At 64.0% G+C, this 22,188-nt stretch carries 16 protein-coding genes and 1 tRNA gene; 11 read left to right on the top strand and 6 right to left on the bottom strand.

All coding sequences use genetic code 11. The features are described 5' to 3' along the window. Nucleotides 1–32 precede the first annotated feature (32 nt). From JaAD80_RS01640 to JaAD80_RS01630, 3 genes are all read left to right on the top strand, one after another. Nucleotides 33–302, top strand: coding sequence for a type B 50S ribosomal protein L31 (locus tag JaAD80_RS01640; protein ID WP_034746247.1), 270 nt, complete (start codon nt 33–35; stop codon nt 300–302). A 176-nt stretch (nt 303–478) separates the two neighbouring features. Further along, nucleotides 479–2,200 (top strand): glycosyltransferase family 39 protein, encoded by a 1,722-nt coding sequence (locus JaAD80_RS01635; protein WP_102292593.1) that lies wholly within the window; start codon nt 479–481, stop codon nt 2,198–2,200. Nucleotides 2,201–2,417: 217 nt separating this feature from the next. Next, complete coding sequence (locus JaAD80_RS01630) at nt 2,418–3,398, top strand: choice-of-anchor A family protein (RefSeq protein ID WP_258002764.1); 981 nt, start codon at nt 2,418–2,420, stop codon at nt 3,396–3,398. Between the two features lie 74 nt (nt 3,399–3,472). Here JaAD80_RS01630 and JaAD80_RS01625 read toward each other — a convergent pair whose 3' ends face one another. Then, complete coding sequence (locus JaAD80_RS01625) at nt 3,473–5,152, bottom strand: AMP-binding protein (RefSeq protein WP_102292591.1); 1,680 nt, start codon at nt 5,150–5,152, stop codon at nt 3,473–3,475. 248 nt (nt 5,153–5,400) lie between these two features. Between JaAD80_RS01625 and JaAD80_RS01620 the strand changes: the two genes are divergently transcribed. Continuing rightward, a complete protein-coding gene (locus tag JaAD80_RS01620) occupies nt 5,401–7,005 on the top strand; it encodes a response regulator (protein ID WP_102292590.1) in 1,605 nt (534 codons plus the stop codon). Nucleotides 7,006–7,030: 25 nt separating this feature from the next. Here JaAD80_RS01620 and JaAD80_RS01615 read toward each other — a convergent pair whose 3' ends face one another. Beyond that, nucleotides 7,031–7,486 (bottom strand): response regulator, encoded by a 456-nt coding sequence (locus JaAD80_RS01615; protein ID WP_102292589.1) that lies wholly within the window; start codon nt 7,484–7,486, stop codon nt 7,031–7,033. Nucleotides 7,487–7,495: 9 nt separating this feature from the next. Further along, nucleotides 7,496–9,736, bottom strand: a complete 2,241-nt coding sequence (locus tag JaAD80_RS01610) for an ATP-binding protein (protein ID WP_102292588.1) — start codon at nt 9,734–9,736, stop codon at nt 7,496–7,498. Nucleotides 9,737–9,881: 145 nt separating this feature from the next. Here JaAD80_RS01610 and JaAD80_RS01605 point away from each other — a divergent pair, with 145 nt between their 5' ends. The 3 genes from JaAD80_RS01605 to JaAD80_RS01595 all read left to right on the top strand — a co-directional run bounded on the left by JaAD80_RS01605 (nt 9,882) and on the right by JaAD80_RS01595 (nt 14,112). Further along, nucleotides 9,882–12,269: a DNA polymerase II gene (locus JaAD80_RS01605; RefSeq protein WP_102292587.1), complete on the top strand. Its 2,388-nt coding sequence runs from the start codon at nt 9,882–9,884 to the stop codon at nt 12,267–12,269. A gap of 284 nt (nt 12,270–12,553) precedes the next feature. After that, nucleotides 12,554–13,870 carry a hypothetical protein gene (locus JaAD80_RS01600; RefSeq protein WP_102292586.1) on the top strand — a complete coding sequence of 439 codons (1,317 nt, stop codon included), beginning with the start codon at nt 12,554–12,556 and terminating at the stop codon, nt 13,868–13,870. Between the two features lie 155 nt (nt 13,871–14,025). Then, nucleotides 14,026–14,112: transfer RNA gene (locus JaAD80_RS01595), tRNA-Leu, on the top strand. 432 nt (nt 14,113–14,544) lie between these two features. Here the strand turns inward: JaAD80_RS01595 and JaAD80_RS01590 are convergent. After that, nucleotides 14,545–14,937: an Imm10 family immunity protein gene (locus JaAD80_RS01590; protein ID WP_102292585.1), complete on the bottom strand. Its 393-nt coding sequence runs from the start codon at nt 14,935–14,937 to the stop codon at nt 14,545–14,547. A 157-nt stretch (nt 14,938–15,094) separates the two neighbouring features. On the opposite strand from JaAD80_RS01590, the gene JaAD80_RS01585 reads away from it, so the two are divergent. Continuing rightward, nucleotides 15,095–15,511, top strand: a complete 417-nt coding sequence (locus JaAD80_RS01585; RefSeq protein WP_102292584.1) for a GNAT family N-acetyltransferase — start codon at nt 15,095–15,097, stop codon at nt 15,509–15,511. Nucleotides 15,512–15,531: 20 nt separating this feature from the next. Here the strand turns inward: JaAD80_RS01585 and JaAD80_RS01580 are convergent, their stop codons facing one another. Then, nucleotides 15,532–16,578, bottom strand: a complete 1,047-nt coding sequence (locus JaAD80_RS01580) for an MORN repeat-containing protein (RefSeq protein WP_180979253.1) — start codon at nt 16,576–16,578, stop codon at nt 15,532–15,534. A 210-nt stretch (nt 16,579–16,788) separates the two neighbouring features. Between JaAD80_RS01580 and JaAD80_RS01575 the strand changes: the two genes are divergently transcribed. Continuing rightward, on the top strand, nt 16,789–17,541 hold the full coding sequence (locus JaAD80_RS01575; protein WP_102292582.1) for a M56 family metallopeptidase: 753 nt from the start codon (nt 16,789–16,791) through the stop codon (nt 17,539–17,541). Between the two features lie 66 nt (nt 17,542–17,607). Then, nucleotides 17,608–18,108 (top strand): hypothetical protein, encoded by a 501-nt coding sequence (locus tag JaAD80_RS01570; RefSeq protein WP_102292581.1) that lies wholly within the window; start codon nt 17,608–17,610, stop codon nt 18,106–18,108. A 149-nt stretch (nt 18,109–18,257) separates the two neighbouring features. Here JaAD80_RS01570 and JaAD80_RS01565 read toward each other — a convergent pair whose 3' ends face one another. Continuing rightward, complete coding sequence (locus tag JaAD80_RS01565; protein WP_102292580.1) at nt 18,258–19,058, bottom strand: class I SAM-dependent methyltransferase; 801 nt, start codon at nt 19,056–19,058, stop codon at nt 18,258–18,260. 364 nt (nt 19,059–19,422) lie between these two features. On the opposite strand from JaAD80_RS01565, the gene JaAD80_RS01560 reads away from it, so the two are divergent. Beyond that, on the top strand, nt 19,423–22,032 hold the full coding sequence (locus tag JaAD80_RS01560; RefSeq protein ID WP_102292579.1) for an MHYT domain-containing protein: 2,610 nt from the start codon (nt 19,423–19,425) through the stop codon (nt 22,030–22,032). Nucleotides 22,033–22,188: the final 156 nt, after the last annotated feature.

The following is a 22,188-nucleotide window of genomic DNA, read 5'->3' as shown; positions in this document are numbered from 1 at the left end:
TGCTGTTTGGCTACCTACTTAGAGAGAATCCCATGAAAGTCGATACCCATCCAGAATACCGCGAAGTTGTTTTCCACGATCTGTCGTGCGATTTCAAATTCGTTACCCGTTCGACCATCCAAACCCGCGAAAAAATCACCCACGACGGTAAAGAATACCCACTGGTGAAGATCGAGGTTTCGGCTGAATCGCACCCATTCTTCACGGGCAAGCACAAAATCGTCGACACCGCTGGTCGCGTCGAGAAGTTCCGTCAGAAGTTCGGTTCCGTTGGTTCGAAAACCGCAGTCGCAGCAGGCTAATTTTTGCCGCTCGCGGCAAAAAGGGCAGCTTCGGCTACCAGGAAAAAGGCAGCTACGGCTGCCTTTTTTGTCTTTGGCAACAGCTTTGGCCACCCGTGCCGCTTTCCTCTATACTGCCGCTTACCCCCGACGCCATTGCTCATGCGTCTTACCATTTTTACTGATACCGACCATCGATGAAGCCAGTCCGCCTTCCCGCCGCTGCCACACTCGCGCTGCCACGATGGGCCTTGTTTGCGCTTGGCCTGCTGTACATCCTGCCTGGCCTGATCGGCCGCGAACCGTGGAAGAACGATGACGCCGCCAGTTTCGGCATCATGTGGACCATGGCGCACGGCGGCCTGAACGACTGGCTATGGCCCAACGTGGCCGGCCTGTCCATGCCGGAAGAAGGCCCGCTGGCCTTCTGGCTGGGTGCCATTTTCATCAAATTGTTCGGCTGGATCGACGGCGACGTGTTTGGCGCGCGCATGTCGACCATCGGCATCTTTGTCGTCAGCACCCTGTCCGTCTGGTACACCGCCTTCCACCTGGGGCGCCGCAACGATGCCCAGCCCCTGCGCCTGGCGTTCGGCGGCCAGCCCGAGCCGGACGATTTCGGCCGCACCCTGGCCGATGCCGCCGTGCTCATCTACCTGGGCTGCCTGGGCTTGCTGCAGCACAGCCACGACATCACGGCCGAAGCGCTGTACGTTTCCCTGATGGCCTACCTGCTGTACCGCTCCGTGCGCTACGTGGAAGGCCCGTCCGTGCGCAATGCCGCCCTGCTGGGCCTGGCATTGGGCGGCCTGACCCTCACGCGCGGCTGGATCACGCCGGCCGCGCTGGTCATCGCCATGCTGCTGTGCACCGTCTTCCTGCGCCTGCCATTGCTGCGCAGCGTGCGCCACCTGGCGCTGGCCGTGCTCGTTGCCATCGGGCTGACCCTGGTCTGGCTGCTGCCGGGCGAGTTGATCCAGCCGTATGGCCATTCGCCGCTGCAGGCGTGGATGGAATGGAACTGCCGCCAGTTCAGCCCGCCCAGCGTGAAAAGCCTGCAGTATTTCCTGCGCGTCGGCATCTGGTTCTTCTGGCCCGCCTGGCCTTTCGCCGCCTGGGCCGTGTACGCCTGGCGCCGCCAGCACCACGTGCTGCACATTGTCGTGCCGCTGACCTTTGTCGCCATGCTGGCCATCCTCGGCCTGTGCCATCCGGATCCGGACCCGAGCCAGCTGCTGCCGCTGCTGCCGCCACTGGCCGTGATGGCCGCCTTCGGCCTGCTGACCATGAAACGCGGCGCCATCAACGCCATCGACTGGTTCTCCGTGATGGTGCTGACCATTTGCGCCTTCGTGCTGTGGCTGTTCTGGTTCGCCACCCTGACGGGCTGGCCGCCGCGCATGGCCTACAACGCCCTGAAACTGTTGCCGGGATTTAAACCCGAGCTGGAACTGGTGGCGTTTTTCGTCGCCGCCTGCGTCAGCGCCGGCTGGGTCGCCCTGGTGCACTGGCGCATCTCGCGCCAGCCGGCCGTGCTGTGGCGCGCCGTCGTGCTGTCATCCGGCGGGCTGATCCTGATCTGGGTGCTGATCATGACGCTGTTCTTGCCAGAACTGAACTACAGCAAGAGCTACACCAGCGTGGCGCACCAGATTTCCATCCACCTGCCACCGAATAGCAAGTGCATCAACAGCAATGTCGGCCCCGCCCAGCGGGCCACGTTCGGCTACTACGGCCGCCTGCCATTTGCCGAGGTGGGCCAGAAGCAATGCGACCTGTACTTGCTGCAGGACAGCACCAGAGTAGCGGACAAGCAAGAACGCTTGCCCAAGCACGCTGCCGGCTGGGTCAAGCTGTGGGAAGGCCGCCGCCCAACCGATGACGTGGAACGCTTCCGCCTGTACCAGCGGGTACGCTAGCGCGGCAAAAAGCCGCAAAAAAACCGGGGCCAGCTCAGCAGCCCCGGTTTTTTATTGCTCATTTGAACATATTAAATGCATGAAAAGTGTTGCATTAAAATATATTTAATTACTTAAATTGAACTAGAATTGCTTTTTAGATTATAATAGCTGGCTGCGTGATGGCGGTGTGTCGCTTTCCCGCCCTCTCCGTCCCCAAATTACTATGAGAATGTCCATGAAATTATTTACCACACGTACCCTGCCGCTGATCAGCGCCGCCCTGTTTGCCTTCTCCGTCAGCACGGCGGCCCAGGCAACCGTGGTTGACCTTGGCGTTGCCAATGGTTATTCCGCCTTCATCTTCGGCAACATCGGCAGCAGTGCGGCCAGCGGCTTTACCAGCGTCGGCGGCAGCATCGCCGCCGGCGGCGACATTTTCCTGAATAACTACTCCGTCGGCACGAACAAGACGGCAGGCAGCGCCGCCAATACCATCGTGGCTGGCGGCAACCTGAACACGGGCTGGGGCACGCTTACCGGTTCGGCCGTGTATGGCGTGAGCAACGCTAACGCCACCCTGACGGCGCCACAATGGTTCCCGACTAACAACATCAGCAAAGGCAATGCTTCCACCCTGGACTTCGCCGGTGCCAAGCAGCAACTGACGACCCTGTCGGGCGATGTGGCCAAGCTGCAATCGAACGGTACCGTGGTGTCGCAGTACGGCAACATGACCCTGGTGGGCAACATCAACGCCGATGTGAACATTTTCAACATCGATGCGTCGAATCTGCATAACCTGACCCTGGACCTGTCCTCGCTGAAGAGCACGGCCAGCATCATCATCAACGGCAGCGCCAGCAACATCACCATGAGCGGCGGCTTCGACAATTTCGGCAGCTACGCCAACCGCACGCTGTTCAATTTCGCCAACGCCACCACCACCAACCTGAACAATGTCGGCATCAACGGCAGCATCCTGGCGCCAAACAGCGCATTTTCGGGTTCGGGCAACATGAACGGCACCCTGATCGCCGATTCGGTCAGCTCCATCAACTATGGCCATGTCTCGATGAACGGTGCCGGCTTCAACACGGTGAACGTGTCGGCCGTGCCGGAACCAGGCACCTACGCCATGCTGCTGGCCGGCCTGGGCTTGCTGGCATTCCTGCGCCGCCGCACGCCGGCACGCGCACCACAGATGCACATGGCTTAAGTCTTACGCCGAAGCAATCAAAAACACCGGGCCGCGCGAGCGTCCCGGTGTTTTTTTATGTGCCGGCGCAAAGCTTAGTCTCCGCCCAGGCCCAGATCGTTGGCCACCTGCTGGCGCAGCACATATTTCTGGATCTTGCCCGTCACCGTCATGGGAAATTCCGCCACGAAGCGCACGTAGCGGGGTATCTTGTAGTAGGCGATCTGCCCGTCGCAAAACGCGCGGATATCCTCGCTGGTGGCCTGCGTGCCGGGCCGCAAGATAATGCAGGCGCACAGTTCTTCGCCATACTTGGCGTCCGGCACGCCCACGCATTGCACGTCGAGCACGCTCGGATGGCGGTACAGGAATTCTTCCACTTCGCGCGGATAGATGTTTTCGCCGCCGCGGATGACCATGTCTTTCGAGCGGCCGACGATGCTGCAAAAGCCGTTCGCGTCGATCACGGCCAGGTCGCCCGTGTGCATCCAGCGCGCCGCGTCGATGGCCTCCGCCGTCTTTTCCGCATCGCCCCAGTAGCCCTGCATCACGGAATAGCCGCGCGTGAGCAGCTCGCCCTTGGCGCCGCGCGGCACGATATGGCCTTCCGCATCGACGATTTTCACTTCCAGGTGCGGATGCACCCTGCCGATGGACGACACGCGCATTTCGCGCGGGTCCTCGATCGATGTCTGGAAGCTGACGGGTGAGGTTTCCGTCATGCCATAGGCGATGGTGATCTCCGCCATGTGCATCAGCTCGATGACCCGGCTCATCACTTCCATCGGGCACGGCGAGCCGGCCATGATGCCGGTGCGCAGCCTGGACAGGTCGTATTGCTTGAAGTCCGGATGGTCGAGGATGGCGATGAACATGGTCGGCACGCCATGCAGGCCCGTGCAGCGCTCGGCCTGCACCGTTTCCAGCACGGCCTTCGGATCGAAGCCTTCGCCCGGATACACCATGGCCGCGCCATGCGTGACGCAGGCCAGGTTGCCCAGCACCATGCCGAAACAGTGGTACAGGGGCACGGGAATGCACAGGCGGTCCTGCTGCGTCAGGCGCATGGCTTCACCGATGAAAAAGCCGTTGTTCAGGATATTGTGGTGCGTCAGGGTGGCGCCTTTCGGCGCGCCCGTGGTGCCGGAGGTGAACTGAATGTTGACGGCGTCGTCAAACTGCAAGGTAGCGCTCACTTCTTCCAGATGCGCCAGGTCGGCGCCGGTGATGCCTTCCATCACCGCATCGAAGTTGTGCATGCCTGGCGTGGCGGCCGCGCCCAGGCGGATGACGTGGCGCAACTGCGGCAGGTGCGGCGACTGCAGCGCGCCGGCGCGCGAACGAGCGATTTCCGGTACCACATCCTGCACGATGGCCAGGTAGTCGCTGGACTTGAAGCTGGGCGACAGGATCAGCGCGCTGCACTGCACCTTGTCGAGCACATACTCGAGTTCCGAACGCCGGTAGGCGGGGTTGATGTTGACCATGATCAACCCCGCTTTCGCCGTGGCAAACTGCGTCAGCACCCATTCGGCGCAATTCTGCGACCAGATGCCGACCCGTTCACCCGGCCGCAAGCCCAGCTTCAGCAGGCCGGCCGCCAGGCGGTGCACGCGCTGCTGGAATTCCAAATACGTCCAGCGCACGTTCTGGTGCGCCACGATCAGGGCGTCATGCTGGCCGTAGCGGGCGGCGATGCCGTCCAGGTAAGCGCCTATTGTTTCGCCGATCAACGGCGTCTCGTGGGCGCCATGTACATAACTCATTGCTTGCATGCTGTCTCCAGGGGATGTGGCGCGTCGCGCTCTTGTTATCGTCGTCGATGCTGAAAATTATAGCCGCATATGCACGCCTCCCGCGTCCGCCAAGGCAGGGACGCCAGGGATGCGCGCCTATGTTGCCGACTTAACCAATAGCCGCACTCCGCAGCCATGTTCGCAGAGGAAACATCAGCGCTCCTGTAGAATATTTTTTGCGCCAGCTTGGCAAGCCGGGCAACGCCTCCCTTATTCCGATTTTGCTTATGAATCAAGAAATTCCTTGCTTCTCCGTTTTACTCATCGATGATGAAGCCCTTGCGCTCGATTTCATCGCGTACGGCTTCGAACGCTGCGACGATGTGCGCCTGCGCTACGACGCCCGCTCGGAAAACGCCGTGGCCCTGGCACGCGAAGTGGCCGCCACCACCGTGCTGGTCGACTTGCGCATGCCCGGCGCGGACGGTTTTGATGTCATCCGCATGCTGCGCGCCGATCCGGCCACCGAACACATTCCCGTGGTGCTGCTGTCGTCCGAGGAAGATCCGTCGATCAAGGTGGCGGCCTTTGCCAGCGGCGCCAATGATTACCTGGTGAAATGGCCGGACTCGCGCGAATTGCTGGCCCGCGTGCGCTACCACAGCGCAGCCTACGTGGCGCGCCAGCAGCGCGACGCCGCCTTCATCTCGCTGCGCCTGAGCCAGGAAGAACTGGCCGTGAGCCAGTCGGCGCTGCACCAGGCGCAGAAGATGGAAGCCATCGGCCAGTTGACGGGCGGCGTCGCCCACGATTTCAATAACGTGCTGCAAATCATCGGCGGCAATTTGCAACTGATCAAGCTGCTCGGCGGCGTCAGCGAGAAGGCCCTGAGCCGCATCGACATCGCCCTGGCCGGCGTGGAAAGGGGCGCCAAGCTGTCCGCGCACCTGCTGGCATTCGCCCGGCGCCAGCCGCTGCAGGCGCAACTGGTCAATCCGGGCCAGGTCTTGCGCGACATGGGCGACATGATCCGCCGCCTGCTCGATCCGCGCACCACCATCGTCACGGATATCGAGGCGGGACTGTGGAGCACCATGGTCGACGCCAACCAGCTCAATAACGTGCTGCTCAACCTGGCCATCAACGCACGCGATGCCATGGCGGCGGACGGCACCCTGAGCATCCGCGCGCAAAACCAGCCGTCCGGCTCCCCCCTGCTGTCGGAAGTGGGCAATGAAGACTATGTCATGCTGGAAATTGCCGATACGGGCAAGGGCATGGAGGTGGCGGTGCTGCAGCGCGCCTTCGAACCGTTCTTCACCACCAAGCCCACGGGCCAGGGCACGGGCCTGGGCCTGAGCATGGCGTACGGCTTCGTCAAGCAGTCGGGCGGCGAAATCATTCTCAAGAGTACGCCGGGCGTGGGCACCAGCGTGAAGATTTTCCTGCTGCGCAGCGCAAGCCAGGCGGCCGCCATCGAAGAGCCCGTGACAGTGCCGCTGAGCCGCGGCCTGGAAACCATCCTGGTGGTGGAAGACGAGGAAGAAGTGCGGCGCTCGACCGTTGAGCTGCTGTCGGCGCTGGGCTACCGCGTGCTGCAGGCGGCCGATGCGGGCAAGGCCATGAGCCTGGTCCATTCGGGCATGCCGATCGACCTGGTATTTACGGATGTCATCATGCCGGGTGACACCAGCAGCCTGCAACTGAGCGAGGCCGTGCGCCAGCATTTGCCCGGCACGCACATCCTATTTACCTCGGGCTATGCCGAGGGCGTCCTGACGCATGAGGGACGCCTTGATCCCGGCGTCAACCTGCTGCAAAAACCCTACACGCCGGACGTGCTCAGCGCGCGTATCCGGCATTTATTGCGTCGGAGCAAACCCGCAGGCTGAGACCGGCGCCAGGCCGGCCGTCGCCTTATTGCGGCCGCACGTAGCGGTGCGATCCGGGCGGCGGTTCGTTGAGGACGGCCCAGAAGATGCCCAGGTCGGCAATGGCGCGCACGAATTCCTCGAAATCGACCGGCTTGACGACATACGCGTTCACGCCCAGCTCGTAGCTGCGCAGCAAGTCCTGCTCTTCCTTCGATGACGTCAGCATCACCACGGGGATGCTGCGCAGTCCGGCCGTGCTGCGGATTTCCTTCAGCACTTCCAGTCCATCGACTTTCGGCAGCTTCAGGTCCAGCAGGACGACGGCCGGATTGCCCGCCTCGCGCCGCGCGAACTGCTCGCGGCACAGCAGGTAGTCGAGCGCTTCGGCGCCATCGCGGGCGATGATCACTTCATTGGCCAGCTGGCTCTTGGCCAGGGCGATCAAGGTCAGTTCCAGGTCGTGCGGATTGTCTTCGACTAACAAAATGGGTTTTAACATAGGCTTTCCTTACATAACAATGTCTTTGGGGATGCTGAACGAGAACGTGGCACCGGCACCGGGCACGGACTCGGCCCAGACCCTGCCGCCATGGCGTTCGATGATGCGGCGCACATTGGCCAGGCCAATGCCGGTGCCGGGAAAATCCTCCATGCGGTGCAGGCGCTGGAAGACGCCGAACAGCTTGTGCACATATTCCATGTTGAAGCCGGCGCCATTGTCAGCCACGTGAAATACCACTTCCTGCGCGCTCTCGCTGGCCGTGACGGCAATGCGCGCCACCGCTTCCTGGCCGGTGAATTTCACGGCGTTCGACAGCAGGTTGTACAGCGCCAGCTGGATGAACGTCGGATCGGCCCGCACCGCCGGCAAGACGCCGATATCCCACTCCACCTGGCGCCCATGGATGTCGAGCGCCAGCTTCTGGATGCAGCCGCGCACCAGCTCCGTCATGTTCACCTGGCTCGGGTGCAGGGAAGCGCGGCCCATCTGCGAAAAACTCAGCAGATCGTCCACCAGCTTGCCCGCCAGGCGCGCCGAATCCTTGATATTTTTCAGGAAGCGGCGGCGCTTTTCCTGGTCTTCCGCGCCCGCCGTTTCCATCAGCAGATCGGAAAAGCCCACGATATGGCGCAGCGGCGCGCGCAGGTCGTGCGAGACGGAATACGAAAACGCCTCCAGCTCCTTGTTGGCGCGGCCCAGCTCTTCGGCCAGCTCGGCCATCTGCTCGGCGCGCTCGAGGACGATGCCCAGCAAGGCGCCGCGGAACTCCACCGCCAGCTCGATTTCACCGTCATGCCATGGCAGGCTGCTGCCCCGAATGGTTTCGCGCCAGGCTCCAAAGCTCAGGCGCGGCGTCAGCTGCTGCACGCCCGTCTTGTCCTGCGGCTTGCCGGCCCAGTCAATCGTGTGCACGACTTCGTGACGGAACCACAGCAAATAATGCGGATGGATGCGCGAGATCGAGACCGACAGCAGGCCGCTGGCATTGCGCGCATAGGCGGCGGCCGGTGCATAGTCGCGGCTCAGCTGGTCGGTGTGGTACACCTCGCCCTGGCCGCTCGCGCCCAGCCATTGCACCAGTGCGCGGATCTCCTGTTCGGCAGGCGCGTCGCCATAGCACAGCACGCGGTCATCGATGACGATGGCGGCGCCGCTGGCGCGCGCAAAGCGCAGCAGCTCGGGAAACACGCCGCTCAGGTTATCGGCGAAGTTGGCGTTCTGCGCCAGCCCGGCCAGCATGCTGACCATGGTGCGGCGCACTTCCAGGCGAAATTGCAGTTCGCCCGCGTCCGTGCGCGTCTCGATGCACAGCGCCAGGATCTGCCCCAGCTGCTCGCACACGGTGCGCTGCTCGAAGGCCACCGGCATCGGTGTTTCGTTGTGGCATGAAATCAGGCCCCACAGCTGCCCCTTGACCACCAGAGATACGGACATCGACGCCAGGGTGCCCATGTTGCGCATGTACTGCAAGTGTATCGGCGAGACGCTGCGCAGCGCGGCGAACGACAGGTCGTTCGGCTGGCCCGTCAGGGGATTAATATCCGGCACCAGGCGCGCCGGCGTGTAGTTGGCGTCGCCGATCAGGCGGATGCGGTTGAGCATGTACAGCTCGCGTGCCTGGCGCGGAATATCCGAGGCGGGAAAGCGCTGGCCCAGATAGGAAGCGTAGCCCTCGGCCCGGTCTTCCGCCAGGACATGGCCGTGGCCGTCGCGGTCGAACTGGTACACCATCACGCGGCCAAAGCCCGTCACCTCGCGGATTTGCCGGGCGGCCAGCGCGCTCATCTCGGCGATGTCCTGCACCTCGTTGATTGTCAGGAGGAAGTTGCCCACCTTCGGATACAGCTGGCGGAAATCGGGCGCGGCCGCGCGGCTGGCCGCCTCGAACTCCAGCAGCAGCAACTGGTCACACACATGCGCGAGCACGTCGAAGTGGCGGCCATTGGCGATTTGCACCGTGCCCAGATAGGCCGGCTGCACGCCCGGCGCGCCAGCGGCCAGCGCAGCTTCAAGCTGGATACCGGCGGACGCGCCCAGGATGGCCTGCAGGTCCTGCCCCAAAGCGTGCTCAGCGGATACACCCGTCATCTGCGCCAGGTTGGCGCTTGCCTGCAAAATGCCGCGCTGGCCCACTTGCGGCAAGGCCAGCAGGAACCCGTGCGGCTGGATACTGCCCGGTATGCGGATCGGCTCCTGTTCGCAAGTCGTCAGGTTCAGTGGCTGTGGGGCGGGCGTAACTGGCAGCATATTATTTCATGTCGGCAACTCGTGCCAGTGCGGCGGTGGGAGATGTTTTATTCTACTAGAGGCCGACAACGTCGCGCCGCACCGCATGGCGGGCGGCGGCATAGGCGAATGCGGGCATTTCCATTACCATGCAGCACCGCCCCCTATGGCGGACTCCATTTTCATCAGCAAGGGCAGCACGGTGCATCCATCACAACAGGGCTTTATCCTGACCCGCCACTGGCGCGACACACGCGATGGCACGCAGGTCGATTTCTGGCTGGCAACGGATGCCGGGCCCCGCCATGTGCGCCTGCCCCTGCAGACGGCCGTCGCCTTCATTCCCATGGAGCAGCGCGAGCAGGCGGAACACGTGCTGCGCGGCGAGCGCCATGCCGAATTGCGCCCCTTGTCCCTGAGCGACTTCCACCACCGCCCCGTGCTGGGCCTGTATTGCAAGCAATACCGGCACTTGCTGAAGCTGGAAAAGCAGTTGCGCGCGCACGGCGTCGATGTGTACGAAGCCGATATCCGCCCGCCCGAACGCTACCTGATGGAACGCTTTATTACGGCGCCGGTGGCGTTTGACGGCGCCGCCCCGGGTGAGGAAGTCCACCTCAAACCCGCAGCCGGCTACCGTCCCGCATTAAAACTCGTGTCGCTCGATATCGAAACGACGGCGCATGGCGAGCTGTATTCGCTGGCCCTGGAAGGCTGCGGCCAGCGCCAGGTATACATGCTGGGGCCGCAAAATGGCGGCGACGAGCCGCTGGACTTCGACCTGGAATACTGCGCCACGCGCGCGCAGATTCTCGAACGCCTGAACACGTGGCTGGAAACGCACGATCCGGACGCCATCATCGGCTGGAACCTGGTGCAGTTCGACTTGCGCGTGCTGAGGCAACATGCGGAACGCTGCCAGGTCCCCTTGCGCCTGGGACGCGGCGGCGCCGTCATGGAGTGGCGCGAGCATGGCGGCAAGCAGGAGCATTATTTTGCCGCCGCCGCAGGGCGATTGATCATCGACGGCATCGAAGCGCTGAAGTCGGCGACGTGGAATTTTTCTTCGTTCAGCCTGGAAAACGTGGCGCAGACGCTCTTGGGCGAAGGCAAGTCTATCGACAATCCCTACCAGCGCATGGCCGAGATCGACCGCCGTTTCCGCGAAGACAAGCCGGCGCTGGCGCGCTACAACCTCAAGGATTGCGAACTGGTCACGCGCATCTTTGCGAAAACCGAGTTGCTGACGTTTTTGCTGGAGCGGGCCAGCGTGACGGGCCTGGCGGTCGACCGCAGCGGCGGCTCCGTGGCCGCCTTCGAGCATCTGTATTTGCCGCTGATGCACCGGCAAGGCTATGTGGCGCCCAACCTGGGCGATGTCTCCGGCGAGAACAGCCCCGGCGGCTTCGTCATGGATTCGCAGTCGGGCCTGTACGACTCGGTGCTGGTGCTCGACTACAAAAGCCTGTACCCGTCCATCATCCGCACCTTCCTGATCGACCCCGTGGGCCTGGTGGTGGGCACCAGCGGCGATGAAGCCGATACCGTGCCCGGCTACCGGGGCGCGCAGTTTTCGCGCGTAAAACACTGCCTGCCGGCCATCGTGGAACAGGTGTGGCGGGGCCGCGAGGCAGCCAAGCGCGAACGCAACGCACCGCTGTCGCAAGCCTTAAAAATCATCATGAACGCGTTCTATGGCGTGCTGGGCTCGAGCGGCTGCCGCTTCTTCGATCCACGCCTGGCGTCGTCGATCACCCTGCGCGGCCACGACATCATGCACCGCACGCGCGAACTGATCACGCAGCAGGGCTACCAGGTGATCTATGGCGACACGGATTCCACCTTCGTGTGGCTGAAAACGGCGCATACGGACGAGGCGGCGGGCAAGATCGGCCGCGCCCTGGTGGCGCACGTGAACGCCTGGTGGGAACGCCATTTGCGCGAGGAGTTCGGCCTCGATAACGCGCTGGAGTTGGAGTTCGAGACGCATTACCGGCGCTTCCTGATGCCCACCATCCGTGGCTCGGAAGAAGGCAGCAAGAAACGCTACGCGGGCCTGGTGGGCAAGCCCGACGGCAGCGAGGAGATGGTCTACAAGGGCCTGGAAACGGTGCGCAGCGACTGGACGCCGCTGGCGCAGCAATTCCAGCAGGAGCTATACCGGCGCATCTTCCAGCGCACGGCCTACCAGGAGTATGTACGCGACTACGTGGCGCGCACGGTGCGCGGCGAGTTCGACGCCCTGCTCGTCTACCGCAAACGCTTGCGCCGTCCGCTCGACGACTACCAGCGCAACGTGCCGCCGCACGTGCGCGCGGCGCGCACGGCCGACGCCTACAACCTGGCGCAAGGGCGGCCGCTGCAATACCAGAACGGCGGCTGGATCAGCTATGTCATCACGGTGGCGGGGCCGGAGCCGCTGGAGACGCAGCGCTCGCCCATCGACTACCAGCACTACCTGACGCGCCAGCTGCAACCGGTGGCCGACGCGATACTGCCCTTCCTGGGCGACGATTTTTCGCACCTGGTGTCGGGCCAGCAGAACCTGTTTTAAATTTGTTTTAAATCAATTCTGCTTACCTGCGCGCCCAAGCTGAGGTAATATCGGCGCCTGCCGGGCAGTGTCCGGCCCTGTTTGCAGGCGCGCTGCGCCGCGGCAGCGTAAAATACGCCATGGCGAAAGAATAAGAGCTGTACCCAAGAAGAAGATGCCGTTCCAGACGAGAATCGTTCGCAAGAGGATAAACGCCACTGGAATGGCGCATAATTTACAACTATGTTGAACCAGCACGCCGGACTGCCCATCGTCCGCCGGCTACTTTTGAATGAATTGATACCATGACCGAGATCACGTCCTTAAGAGACATCCCGCAAAAAAATATCTTCCGCAAGGGCGACACCTTTGTGCTGTTCGGCGAGCTGTTCGGCCGCGGCTATGTGAATGGCTTGCTGGACGAAGCGCGCAAGGCGGGCATGAATATCGTCGGCATGACGGTCGGCCGCCGCGATGAAAACATGGCGCTGCGTCCGCTGAACGCGGAAGAACTGGCTGAAGCGGAAGCCAACCTGGGCGGCCGCATCATCAACGTGCCGCTGATGGCCGGTTTCGACCTCGACGCGCCACCGGGCGAGCCGACGCCAACGGCCCTGCTGGCCGACATGACCCTGAAGAGCTGGCAGGAAGACAAGCTGGACTGGGCGCAGATCGAGCGCTGCCGCGAAGCGGGCGTGGCCCGTTTCACCGCGTCCGTGGCGAAAGCCATGGCCGAACTGGACACCCTGATTCCGGACGGCAGCAATGTGTATTTCGCCCACACCATGGCCGGCGGCATTCCGAAGGTCAAGGTCTTCCTGGCCATCGCCAACCGCATTTACAAAGGCCGCGGCGAGCGCTTCATGTCTTCGCGCGCCCTGCTCGACAGCGACCTGGGCAAGCTGATCCTGATGAACTTCGACGAAGTCACGGCCAACACCTTGCAGCACCTGATCGACGGCAGCGCCGCCATCCGCGCGCGCATCGAGAAAACCGGCGGCCAGGTGCGCTACAGCGCCTACGGCTACCACGGCACCGAGATCCTCATCGACGGCAAATACCAGTGGCAAACGTATAGCAACTACACGCAAGGCCTGGCCAAGATGCGCCTGGAAAACGTGGCCAAGGCCGCGTGGGAAAAAGGCATCAAGGCGACCGTCTTCAACTGCCCGGAAATCCGCACCAACTCGTCCGATATTTTTGTCGGCGTGGAACTGTCGCTGTTCCCCCTGCTCGACGCGCTGAAAAAAGAAGGCGGCGGCGCCTGGGCCGAAGAGCAGTGGAAAATCTGCCAGGGCTTGCTGGAAGACGGCGTCTCGCTGCAGGACTTGCTCGACCGCATCGCCGCCTACAATGGCGATACGACCAGCGTGCAATTCCGCAACTTTGACGCCTGGCCGATGGACAACACGCCGGAGCTGGCCGAAGTCATGATCGGCACCTCGGACGACATCACCAAGCTGCACAAGGACCGCAAGGAACTCATCACCGACCACCTAAGCTCCCTGGTTCTGGAAGGCACGGGCCCGCTGATGTTCCACGAAATGTCGGAACCGAAAGCGCCCGTCATCTGGCTGAACCACGACATCATCGCGCGCCAGCTGGTCTCCGTGCATAACTGACGCTAGCCTCGCCGCGCACTGACAACGCCGTCCCCGGTGCCTGCCCGGGACGGCGTTCTTGCAGGCGGCGCCAGCTTTTAACAAATGCACTAAACCGTTTGCAAAGCGAAAAACTTGCCGGATCACGATAAATCAGTGATAATGCGTCTCGCGTTGCCGGGATGGCGGAATAGGTAGACGCACGGGACTCAAAATCCCGCGCTGGAAACAGCGTGCCGGTTCGATTCCGGCTCCCGGCACCACAGAACATGGCAGTACCCATTGAAACCCGCCCATCATGCGATGCCGGCGGGTTTTTTTATGCGGCCGCCGTTAGCGTCCCAGCCTGCGCTCCACACTCCCTGTCGATCATGCTGAAACGCGCGCAATGGCGTTTGCGGCCGTCGGCGATGGTACGCCCGTTGTGCGCCCACAGGCACAATGGCCGCACACGACCGAGCGTTTAATTCATCGGTGCTCAATTGCCCCCGCGCTGCGTGCCGGCTTCGAAAGCATGCGCCAGCAGTGACACGACCGTGTTCACACCCGGGCGCTGCACGGGTCTACAGCCAGGCATGCCCGATTTCCATCTTGCGGTTGGCCCTGACGATCATCCAGAAGCGCGTGTCCCGCCGGCAGCGGCAGCAAATCGACCTGCTGGCCGTGCAAGACAGGCTGCAGCGGCTGATCGAGCATCAGCGCTCTTCGCGGTAGTAGTCGCAGCCCTCGAAGGTGGTGCGCAGCGCCTGCTGCAGCTGGGCGTAGCGCTCCGACGTCAAGTTGAAACGCACGTCGATCTGGCCGTCGTCGTCCATCTGCATGGCCGCCTCGGCATCCATCTGCACGGACAAACGGTTCGGATGCAGGATCACGGCGTGCATGTGGCCGTACCAGGCAAATTCCTGGCCGCAGTATTCAATGTACGGTTCATCCATGCCCAGCGCCACGTCCTGCTCGTCGTAGTCGTCGGCGCGCTGCAGCATCAGGTAGACGGGCTCGCCGTTGGCGGCCGGTGCGGCCAGGGTGGTGATCAGGGCGTCGTCTTCATGGAGGACGGACAATTCGGTGGCGGTAAATCCTGCGGACATGGCGTGCTTTCAACAATTCAAGGGATGGCGCCACCATAGCGCAAAAGCGGCGCGGGCAACATAGGGCGCGATGAATAAAGCGTGCCGCACAGCGCGCCGCGTGCACCGCCACGCCCGCCTATAATGGCCATTTCAACCATCTTTACAGGAGAGCGCCTTGTCCGCAGCTTCGCCCTACACCATCCGCCTGGCCATCCCCGGCATCGCCACCTACCAGCACTTGCGCGTTACCGCCGGCCTGAGCCCGAAAAGCACGGCGGCGGCGGCCAAGGGTCTGCCGCACTCGCTGTTTGCCGTGCAAATCCTGCATGGCGACGACGTGGTGGGCATGGGACGCGTCATCGGCGATGGCGGCTGCTTCTTCCAGGTGGTCGACATCTCCGTGCTGCCGGCCCACCAGGGCCAGGGCCTGGGCAAGATGATCATGCGCGAAATCATGCGCTTCATCGACACGGACGTGCCCGCAAGCGCGTATGTCAGCCTGATCGCCGATGGCCAGGCGCAAGACCTGTACGCGCAGTTCGGCTTCAGGCACACGGCGCCCGCCTCCGTCGGCATGGCGCTGGTACGCTGAAGCGGCTTCTCCTTCCCGAGTCAGAAGCGCAGCTTGAGCGCATAGCCCATGGCGCAGGGCGCGCCGGCGCACAGGGCCGGCTTGTACTTGGCCAGCATCATCAGCTGCGCCGTGCGCTCGCCCAGGTCCTTGTCCGGCGCCCTGCGCACCAGGACGGCGACCGGCGTGCCAGCCGCGTCGAGCTGTACTTCAACGTGTAATTCGCCGCGGCTGCCCGTGACACCCGCCACGTCCTGCACGGCACGCACCAGCTCGCCCGGGCCACGCGCGGGGTACGGCGGCTCATCGGCGTCCAGCAAAATCCGGTAAGGCCCTTTGAGCGTGCGCTGCTGTTCCCCGCTCAAGGCGCCATACGGCGCATCGAACGGTGCGGGCGAACCGCTCGCCAGGCTGAGCGCTCCCGCGCCCTTGCTGCCGCTCTCCTTGCGCACGAAGGTGTGGTTTTCCAGCGCCGCCACAGGCGTACTGCCTGCCGGCAAGCCGGCATGGAAGACACCCTCGTACTGGCGCCCGTTCGGGTAGCGTATCGTGCCCTGGCCTTCGAACAGATCGTCCTTCCAGCCGCCCGTGTAGCTGCCGCCGCGCGCATAGTCGATGCGGCCCTGGCCATTGCGCCTGCCATCGGCAAAGCCGCCCTTGTAGCGGTCGCCCAGCGCCATCACCTGCTCGGCGTCGCCGCCGGGCTGGCCGGCCACAAACGTGGCCAGCACCTTGTTGCCATCCTTGTCGACGTGGATGCCCTTGCCATGCCATGCCCCCTGCCGGAAGCCGCCCTGGTACACGGCGCCATCTGCCGCCTGCCAGGCACCGGCGCCCTCCATCTGGCCGCGCACCAGGCTGCCTTCGTAGCGCCCGCTCTCGCGTCCATTGCGCGACCATTGCAGATAGCCGCTGCCTTGCGCGTAACCATCGCTGCAGGCGCCGCTCCAGACCACCGTGGCGTCGGCCGGCTGGCCAGCCCGGTCCACCTGGCAACCGGGCTGGCCCGCGAAAGCAACGCTGGCAGGCTGCGCCTGCGCGCTGGCACTCGCCAGCAAGACGGTCAACAAGAGGATTTTTTTTTTCATGGCCATAACAAAAAATAAAGAATGTCGATACTAGCATTCATTGCCGGTAAATCATGCAGGCGGCTGGGCGGTGCGGCAAGAAAATGACGCCAGGCGCTACACTGGCGGCTGGCCTGACTCCCACCATGCGAACCGGATGACTATCACTTTCCCCACGACAGATACACGTCCGGCTTGCCGCCTCTTGGCTCCAGCCGGCAAGGCACGCTGATGCTGATGTGGCTGACGGGCACGCTGGCCCTGGCGCTGCTGCTGTCGGCGTGCGCCTGCCGGGCCGAGCGCCAGCTGCAACGGCGCCATGGCGGCAAGCGCACGCGCTGGCCATGGCTGGCGGCGCTGGCCGCCTCCGTCGTCCTGCCCCTGCCCTGGCTGCCCGCGGTACTGGCAAGCCTGCCGGCGGAGCAAGCGCAGCTGAAGCTGGGCTGGCTGATGCTGTCGGCAGGCATGCTGATGCTGCTGGTGCTGCGCGGCATCTGGCTGCTGTCGCACCAGCGCCGCTGGCAAAAGACCACGCTGCTGGGCACACAGGTGTACTTGAGCGGCGGCATCGGCCCCTGCGTGGCTGGCTGGCTGCGCCCGCGCATCGTGATGCCCGTGTGGCTGTCGCTGATTGCGCCGCAACAGCAGGCGCTGCTGCTGGCGCACGAACAGTGCCGGCTCGCCGCGCGCGACCCGCAGCTGCTGGCCCTGGCGCATGCCCTGATCGTGCTGATGCCGTGGAATGTACCCCTGTGGTGGCAGTTGCACCGGCTGCGCTTTGCCATCGAAGTCGATGCCGACGCGCGCATGCTGGCGCAAGGGCATGCCGTGCGCGACTACGCCACCGCGCTGCGCCAGCACGGCCAGTATTATTCGGGCCTGACGGGCGCCTCGCCGCTGGTGCTGAACGACCCGCGCGCGCTGCGGCGCCGGCGCCGCCTGATGGGCAGATTTACCCGGGGCCAGGCGGCGAACTTGCTATAGTAGCGGCAGCGCAGCGCCAGTCGCTCCCGCCCCCGGCTCACCCTTCCCAGAAATCAGAGAGATACCATGCTTTACGTGCTTGCCATCGCGATCGTCATCGCCCTGCTGTATTACGTCTTCAGCGGCCGCACGGCCGTCCAGCCGCTGCAAAAGCCGCTGTTGTCGATACGCCAGTACGTGCCGGAAATCCCGCCCGGCGCACCGGCGCACCACTGGACCGATGAGGGGCGCTTCGCGTCGGAAGTGGAAAACGAGTCGATGTACCAGCCTGCCATCGCCAAGCTGGCCGGCGAGCATGGCCCCGGCAACGCGGAAGAAAAATGCCTGGCCCTGCTCGTCTGCGACGATGCCAACCCCTTCCAGGACAAGGCCATCGCCGTCTTCATCGATGGCCAGCTGGTCGGCTACCTGTCGCACAACGACGCACTGCGCCTGCGCCGCAACCTGGGCCGCATGGACATGGCAGGCCAGCTGACCTCGTGCGATGCCGTCATCCGTGGCGGCGGGCTGTGGAACGGCAAGCGCCTGGCGTATGCCGTGTGGCTCGATTTGCAGCCGTACAACTGACCACCCCGCAAAAACTGCCGCGCGCCGTCATTGCGGCCCGCGATGCTCACTGAGCCGGCGTCCCCATCGCTTCTGGCGTTGCATTTTCACGCCAACGGCGGCGCAGCACCGTCTTTCCACCCGCCGCGGTGCGGCCCGGCGTTGAACGCCTACCCTGCGCGCGCCTGCCTGATGGCGCGCGTGGCGATAAAGCTGGGCAGGTATTTTTCAATCTCAAAGCGCGGATGGGGATGCATTTCCTCGTGGTAGCCCGCCAGCACGAAGCCGGCCGCCAGCTGGCCGCCGATCTGGCTGTCGAGGCCATGGCCGAAAATCAGCGCCTCTCCCCTTTCCATGCGCGCCGCCAGCGCATCCGGTTGCATATCCTCCACATCCGAATACGGCAGCACGAAGCGGGGACGTATCAAGCCTTGCCGCGCCCACTGCGGATCGCGGTCGCCGATGAAGACGGCGGGGTTGAAAAAACTGCTCAGCAGCACCCCGCCGTCCGCCAGCACGCGCGCACATTCGCGCCACACGGGGGCGATGTCGGGCACGTACTGGTTCGACACGGGGTGGACGACGACATCGAAACTGGCGTCGGCAAAGCAGGCCAGGTCGCGCATGTCGTCCTGCACGGTGGCCAGCTGCAAGCCGTCGCGCCCGGCCACCATGCGGTCTTTCGCCAACTGCTGCGCGGATAAATCGAACACCGTCACCTGCGCGCCGGCCGCGGCCAGCACGGGCGCCTGCTGGCCGCCGGCGCCCGCCAGGCACAGGATGCGCAAGCCGTGCACCTGGTCCAGCCAGCCGGCCGGCAAGGGCCCTGGCGTCAAATGGATTTGCCACTGCCCGGCGCGGGCCGCCGCGATGGTGGCACTGTCGACAGGCTGCGACCACGGGCTGTTCTGCGCCGCCTGGGCATCCCAGGCGCGCTGATTATGCTGCAAGAAGTTGCTGTTGGAAGGCATCGGCATCCTTTCAGAAAAACAGGCCGCGACTGTAGCATGGCGCCTGAACAGGTGTCGCCGTTTGCAAAAAAACCACACCATTCCTCTTGGAAACTCTCATGCCCGCAGCGCCATTTCCCTTGGGAAGAAGGAACACGCACGTGCGTTTCATGCATGCAAGACAATTAAAGGACACTAAATATCATTACAAATAAGATATTTGTTTCCGGAAATCTGGTAAGGTAATCCGCATCGGCTGCCCCTGCGCCCACGGCCGAAGGACGGGCGATCACGGGCGACCTGCGCGCCACCCTGGGTCGTGGCTGGCCCCAACCGTTGCTGCACCCGTTTTCCAGCACCACGACGCCCTATTTGTTTGCTTACGATGATACCTGCCAGCGTCCACCAGCTGTTCCGCATTCCCGCCGATCCGGCCCTGCTGCACCATGGCCAGCATGAACCGGGCCTGGTCTTGCTCTCGCTCGTGATCGCCATCTTCACGTCATGGATGGCACTGCAGATGACGGTCTACAGCCGCTCGCAGGCCAGCATCAGCCGTCAGTTGCACCTGCTGTGCCTGATGGCCGGCAGCCTGGCGCTGGGCTGCGGCGTGTGGGCCATGCATTTCATCGGCATGCTGGCCTTCGACCTGGGCACCAGCGTCGATTACGCGCCGGGACTGACCCTGCTGTCTATCGTGCCCAGCGTGGCGGCCGCGTTCGTGGCCCTGGCCACGCTCAGCCGGCGCGCCGTCTCGGCGCCGCTGCTGCTGCGCGGCGGCATCGTGGTGGGCCTGGGCATCGGCGCCATGCACTACATGGGCATGCACGCCATGCGCACGGGCCTGTCGCTGCGCTACGAGCCGGTGCTGTTTTTCCTGTCTCTGCTCGTTGCAGTGGTGCTGGCCACCCTGGCCCTGTGGATACGCTTCGGCCTGCGCGGCTGGAGCGGCGCCCTGGGGCCGTCGCAGCGCAACCTGATCAGCGCCTGCGTCATGGGCTGTGCGATTGCCGGCATGCATTACATGGGCATGCATGCGGCCCGCTTCATCGGCATCATCCCCCCAGGCAATCACGCGGACACGGACAAGACCATGCTGGCCGTCAGCGTGAGCCTGCTGACGGTCACCCTGACTATCCTCGTCGCCTCCACCGTCGGCGTGCTGCGCTACCGCGAACTGTTCCGCCACCTGATCCAGAGCGAAAACTGGATGCGCTCGCTGCTGACGAGTACCGTCGATGGCGTCATCACCATCGACAAGGGCGGCAACATCGTCGATTTCAACGGCGCCGCCGAACGCATCCTGGGCTGGCGGCAGGCGGACATCATCGGCCAGCACATCCGCGTGCTGGTCAGCGATGTGCGCGAGTCGGAACAGTACGGCCTGCTGCACCACTTGCGCACGGGGCAAAGCGAACTGCTCCACAGCAGCGAGGAAATCCTCTACGTGCGCAAGGATGGCGCCACGGTGGCCGTGCAGCGTTCGATGGCCAGCGCGCGCCTGGCCGACCAGGACCTGTACGTGCTGTTCATTACGGACGTAAGCGAACGGCGCGCCATGCTGGCCGCCCTGCGCGAAAGCGAGCAGCAATTGCGCTCGCTGATCGGCAATATTCCCGGCATCGCCTTCCGCTGCACCACGGCCGAGAACCAGCCCATGCTGTTCATCAGCGATGGCGTGGAGGCCATCACCGGCCATCCGCCCGCCGACTTCCTGGGCGACGCCCCCCGCCTGAGCATCACGGGCCTGATCGCGCCGGAAGACCGCGCCTACGCCACCGATGTCTTCAACCGCAGCGTCGCCAGCGGCGAGCCCTACCTGATCGAATACCGCTTGCGGCACGCCAACGGCAGCCTGCGCTGGCTGTGGGAGCGGGGCACCGTGGTGCACGACCCCGTCGGTGCCGTGCGCTGGGTCGATGGCGTCATCCTCGATATCAGCGAGCGGCGGCAGATGGAGGAAGACTTGCGCATGGCCAAGGAAAAGGCGGAGCTGGCGGCCGCCACGCGGGCCAGCTTTGTCGCCAACATGAGCCATGAAATCCGCACGCCGATGAATTCCATCCTCGGCTTCACGGATGTGCTGCTGGACTCGCCGCTGACGCCGGAACAGCGGCGCCACCTGGACACGGTGCGCCAGTCCGGCCGTTCCCTGCTGCGCCTGCTCAATGAAGTGCTCGATACGGCCAAGCTGGAAAAGGGCGGCGTGGCGCTGGAGCTGCGCGACTACAGCCTGCTGGCCCTCGTTGACGAGCTGGCCTCCACGTATGGCACCCATGCGCGCGCCAAGGGCTTGCACATGGCCGTGCAATACGATCCGCAACTGCCGGCCTTGCTGCATGGCGACGAATTGCGCATGCGGCAAGTGCTGGGCAATCTGCTCGACAACGCCATCAAGTTCACGGCCAGCGGCAGTGTCAGCCTGGCGGCGCGCCTCGACGATGGCCAGCTGCACCTGCTGGTGCAAGACAGCGGCATCGGCATCGCGCCCGAGCGCCGCGAAGCCATTTTTGATCCCTTCGTGCAAGCCGATGCCTCGACCACGCGGCGCTATGGCGGCACGGGCCTGGGCACCACCATCAGCCGGCAGCTGGTGACGCTGATGCGGGGCCACATCTGGGCCGACGCCGCCATGCCGCACGGCAGCGTGTTCCACGTGCAGCTGCCGCTGGCGCCGGCGCGCCAGCGAGCGCTGCCCGCCAGCGAGCGCCGCAGTGTGGCCTTGCCGCCGCTGCGCGTGCTGGCGGCCGACGATGTGCCGCAAAACCTGGAGCTGCTGCGTTTGCTGTTGCGCAAGCGCGGCCATACGGTGGAGACGGCCAGCGACGGCGAGCAAGCCTTGCAGATGGCGCAACGGCAGGATTTCGACTTGCTGCTGCTGGACTTGCAAATGCCGCGCATGGATGGCCTGGCCGCCACCGAGGCCATCCGCGCCGCCGCCGTGCGCGCTGGCCGCCCGCGCGTGCCCGTGATCGCCATGACGGCCACCACATGACGCAGCCCGTCCGGCGCGAAGACCCCGGCCGGATAGCGCTCCATGGCCGGCAAGACGATGCTGAGCAACAATTGCAAGCCGGCCCGGTCTTCGGGCGAATCCGTAAATGTTTGCGCCTCGCTGCCGGACATGTCCAGGCTCCAGGCCGGCGCCAGC

Origin of the sequence: Janthinobacterium sp. AD80, from assembly GCF_002878455.1 — a bacterium.
Classification (GTDB): Bacteria; Pseudomonadota; Gammaproteobacteria; order Burkholderiales; family Burkholderiaceae_D; genus Janthinobacterium.
This window is presented reverse-complemented; position numbering and strand designations above follow the sequence as displayed.

What these genes read in the sequence shown, in the direction of transcription:
- JaAD80_RS01640 (WP_034746247.1), top strand. Translation starts at nt 33, where the DNA reads ATGAAAGTCGATACCCATCCAGAATACCGCGAAGTTGTTTTCCACGAT.
- JaAD80_RS01635 (WP_102292593.1), top strand. Translation starts at nt 479, where the DNA reads ATGAAGCCAGTCCGCCTTCCCGCCGCTGCCACACTCGCGCTGCCACGA.
- JaAD80_RS01630 (WP_258002764.1), top strand. Translation starts at nt 2,418, where the DNA reads ATGAAATTATTTACCACACGTACCCTGCCGCTGATCAGCGCCGCCCTG.
- JaAD80_RS01625 (WP_102292591.1), bottom strand. Translation starts at nt 5,152, where the DNA reads ATGCAAGCAATGAGTTATGTACATGGCGCCCACGAGACGCCGTTGATC.
- JaAD80_RS01620 (WP_102292590.1), top strand. Translation starts at nt 5,401, where the DNA reads ATGAATCAAGAAATTCCTTGCTTCTCCGTTTTACTCATCGATGATGAA.
- JaAD80_RS01615 (WP_102292589.1), bottom strand. Translation starts at nt 7,486, where the DNA reads ATGTTAAAACCCATTTTGTTAGTCGAAGACAATCCGCACGACCTGGAA.
- JaAD80_RS01610 (WP_102292588.1), bottom strand. Translation starts at nt 9,736, where the DNA reads ATGCTGCCAGTTACGCCCGCCCCACAGCCACTGAACCTGACGACTTGC.
- JaAD80_RS01605 (WP_102292587.1), top strand. Translation starts at nt 9,882, where the DNA reads ATGGCGGACTCCATTTTCATCAGCAAGGGCAGCACGGTGCATCCATCA.
- JaAD80_RS01600 (WP_102292586.1), top strand. Translation starts at nt 12,554, where the DNA reads ATGACCGAGATCACGTCCTTAAGAGACATCCCGCAAAAAAATATCTTC.
- JaAD80_RS01590 (WP_102292585.1), bottom strand. Translation starts at nt 14,937, where the DNA reads ATGTCCGCAGGATTTACCGCCACCGAATTGTCCGTCCTCCATGAAGAC.
- JaAD80_RS01580 (WP_180979253.1), bottom strand. Translation starts at nt 16,578, where the DNA reads ATGAAAAAAAAAATCCTCTTGTTGACCGTCTTGCTGGCGAGTGCCAGC.
- JaAD80_RS01575 (WP_102292582.1), top strand. Translation starts at nt 16,789, where the DNA reads ATGCTGATGTGGCTGACGGGCACGCTGGCCCTGGCGCTGCTGCTGTCG.
- JaAD80_RS01570 (WP_102292581.1), top strand. Translation starts at nt 17,608, where the DNA reads ATGCTTTACGTGCTTGCCATCGCGATCGTCATCGCCCTGCTGTATTAC.
- JaAD80_RS01565 (WP_102292580.1), bottom strand. Translation starts at nt 19,058, where the DNA reads ATGCCTTCCAACAGCAACTTCTTGCAGCATAATCAGCGCGCCTGGGAT.
- JaAD80_RS01560 (WP_102292579.1), top strand. Translation starts at nt 19,423, where the DNA reads ATGATACCTGCCAGCGTCCACCAGCTGTTCCGCATTCCCGCCGATCCG.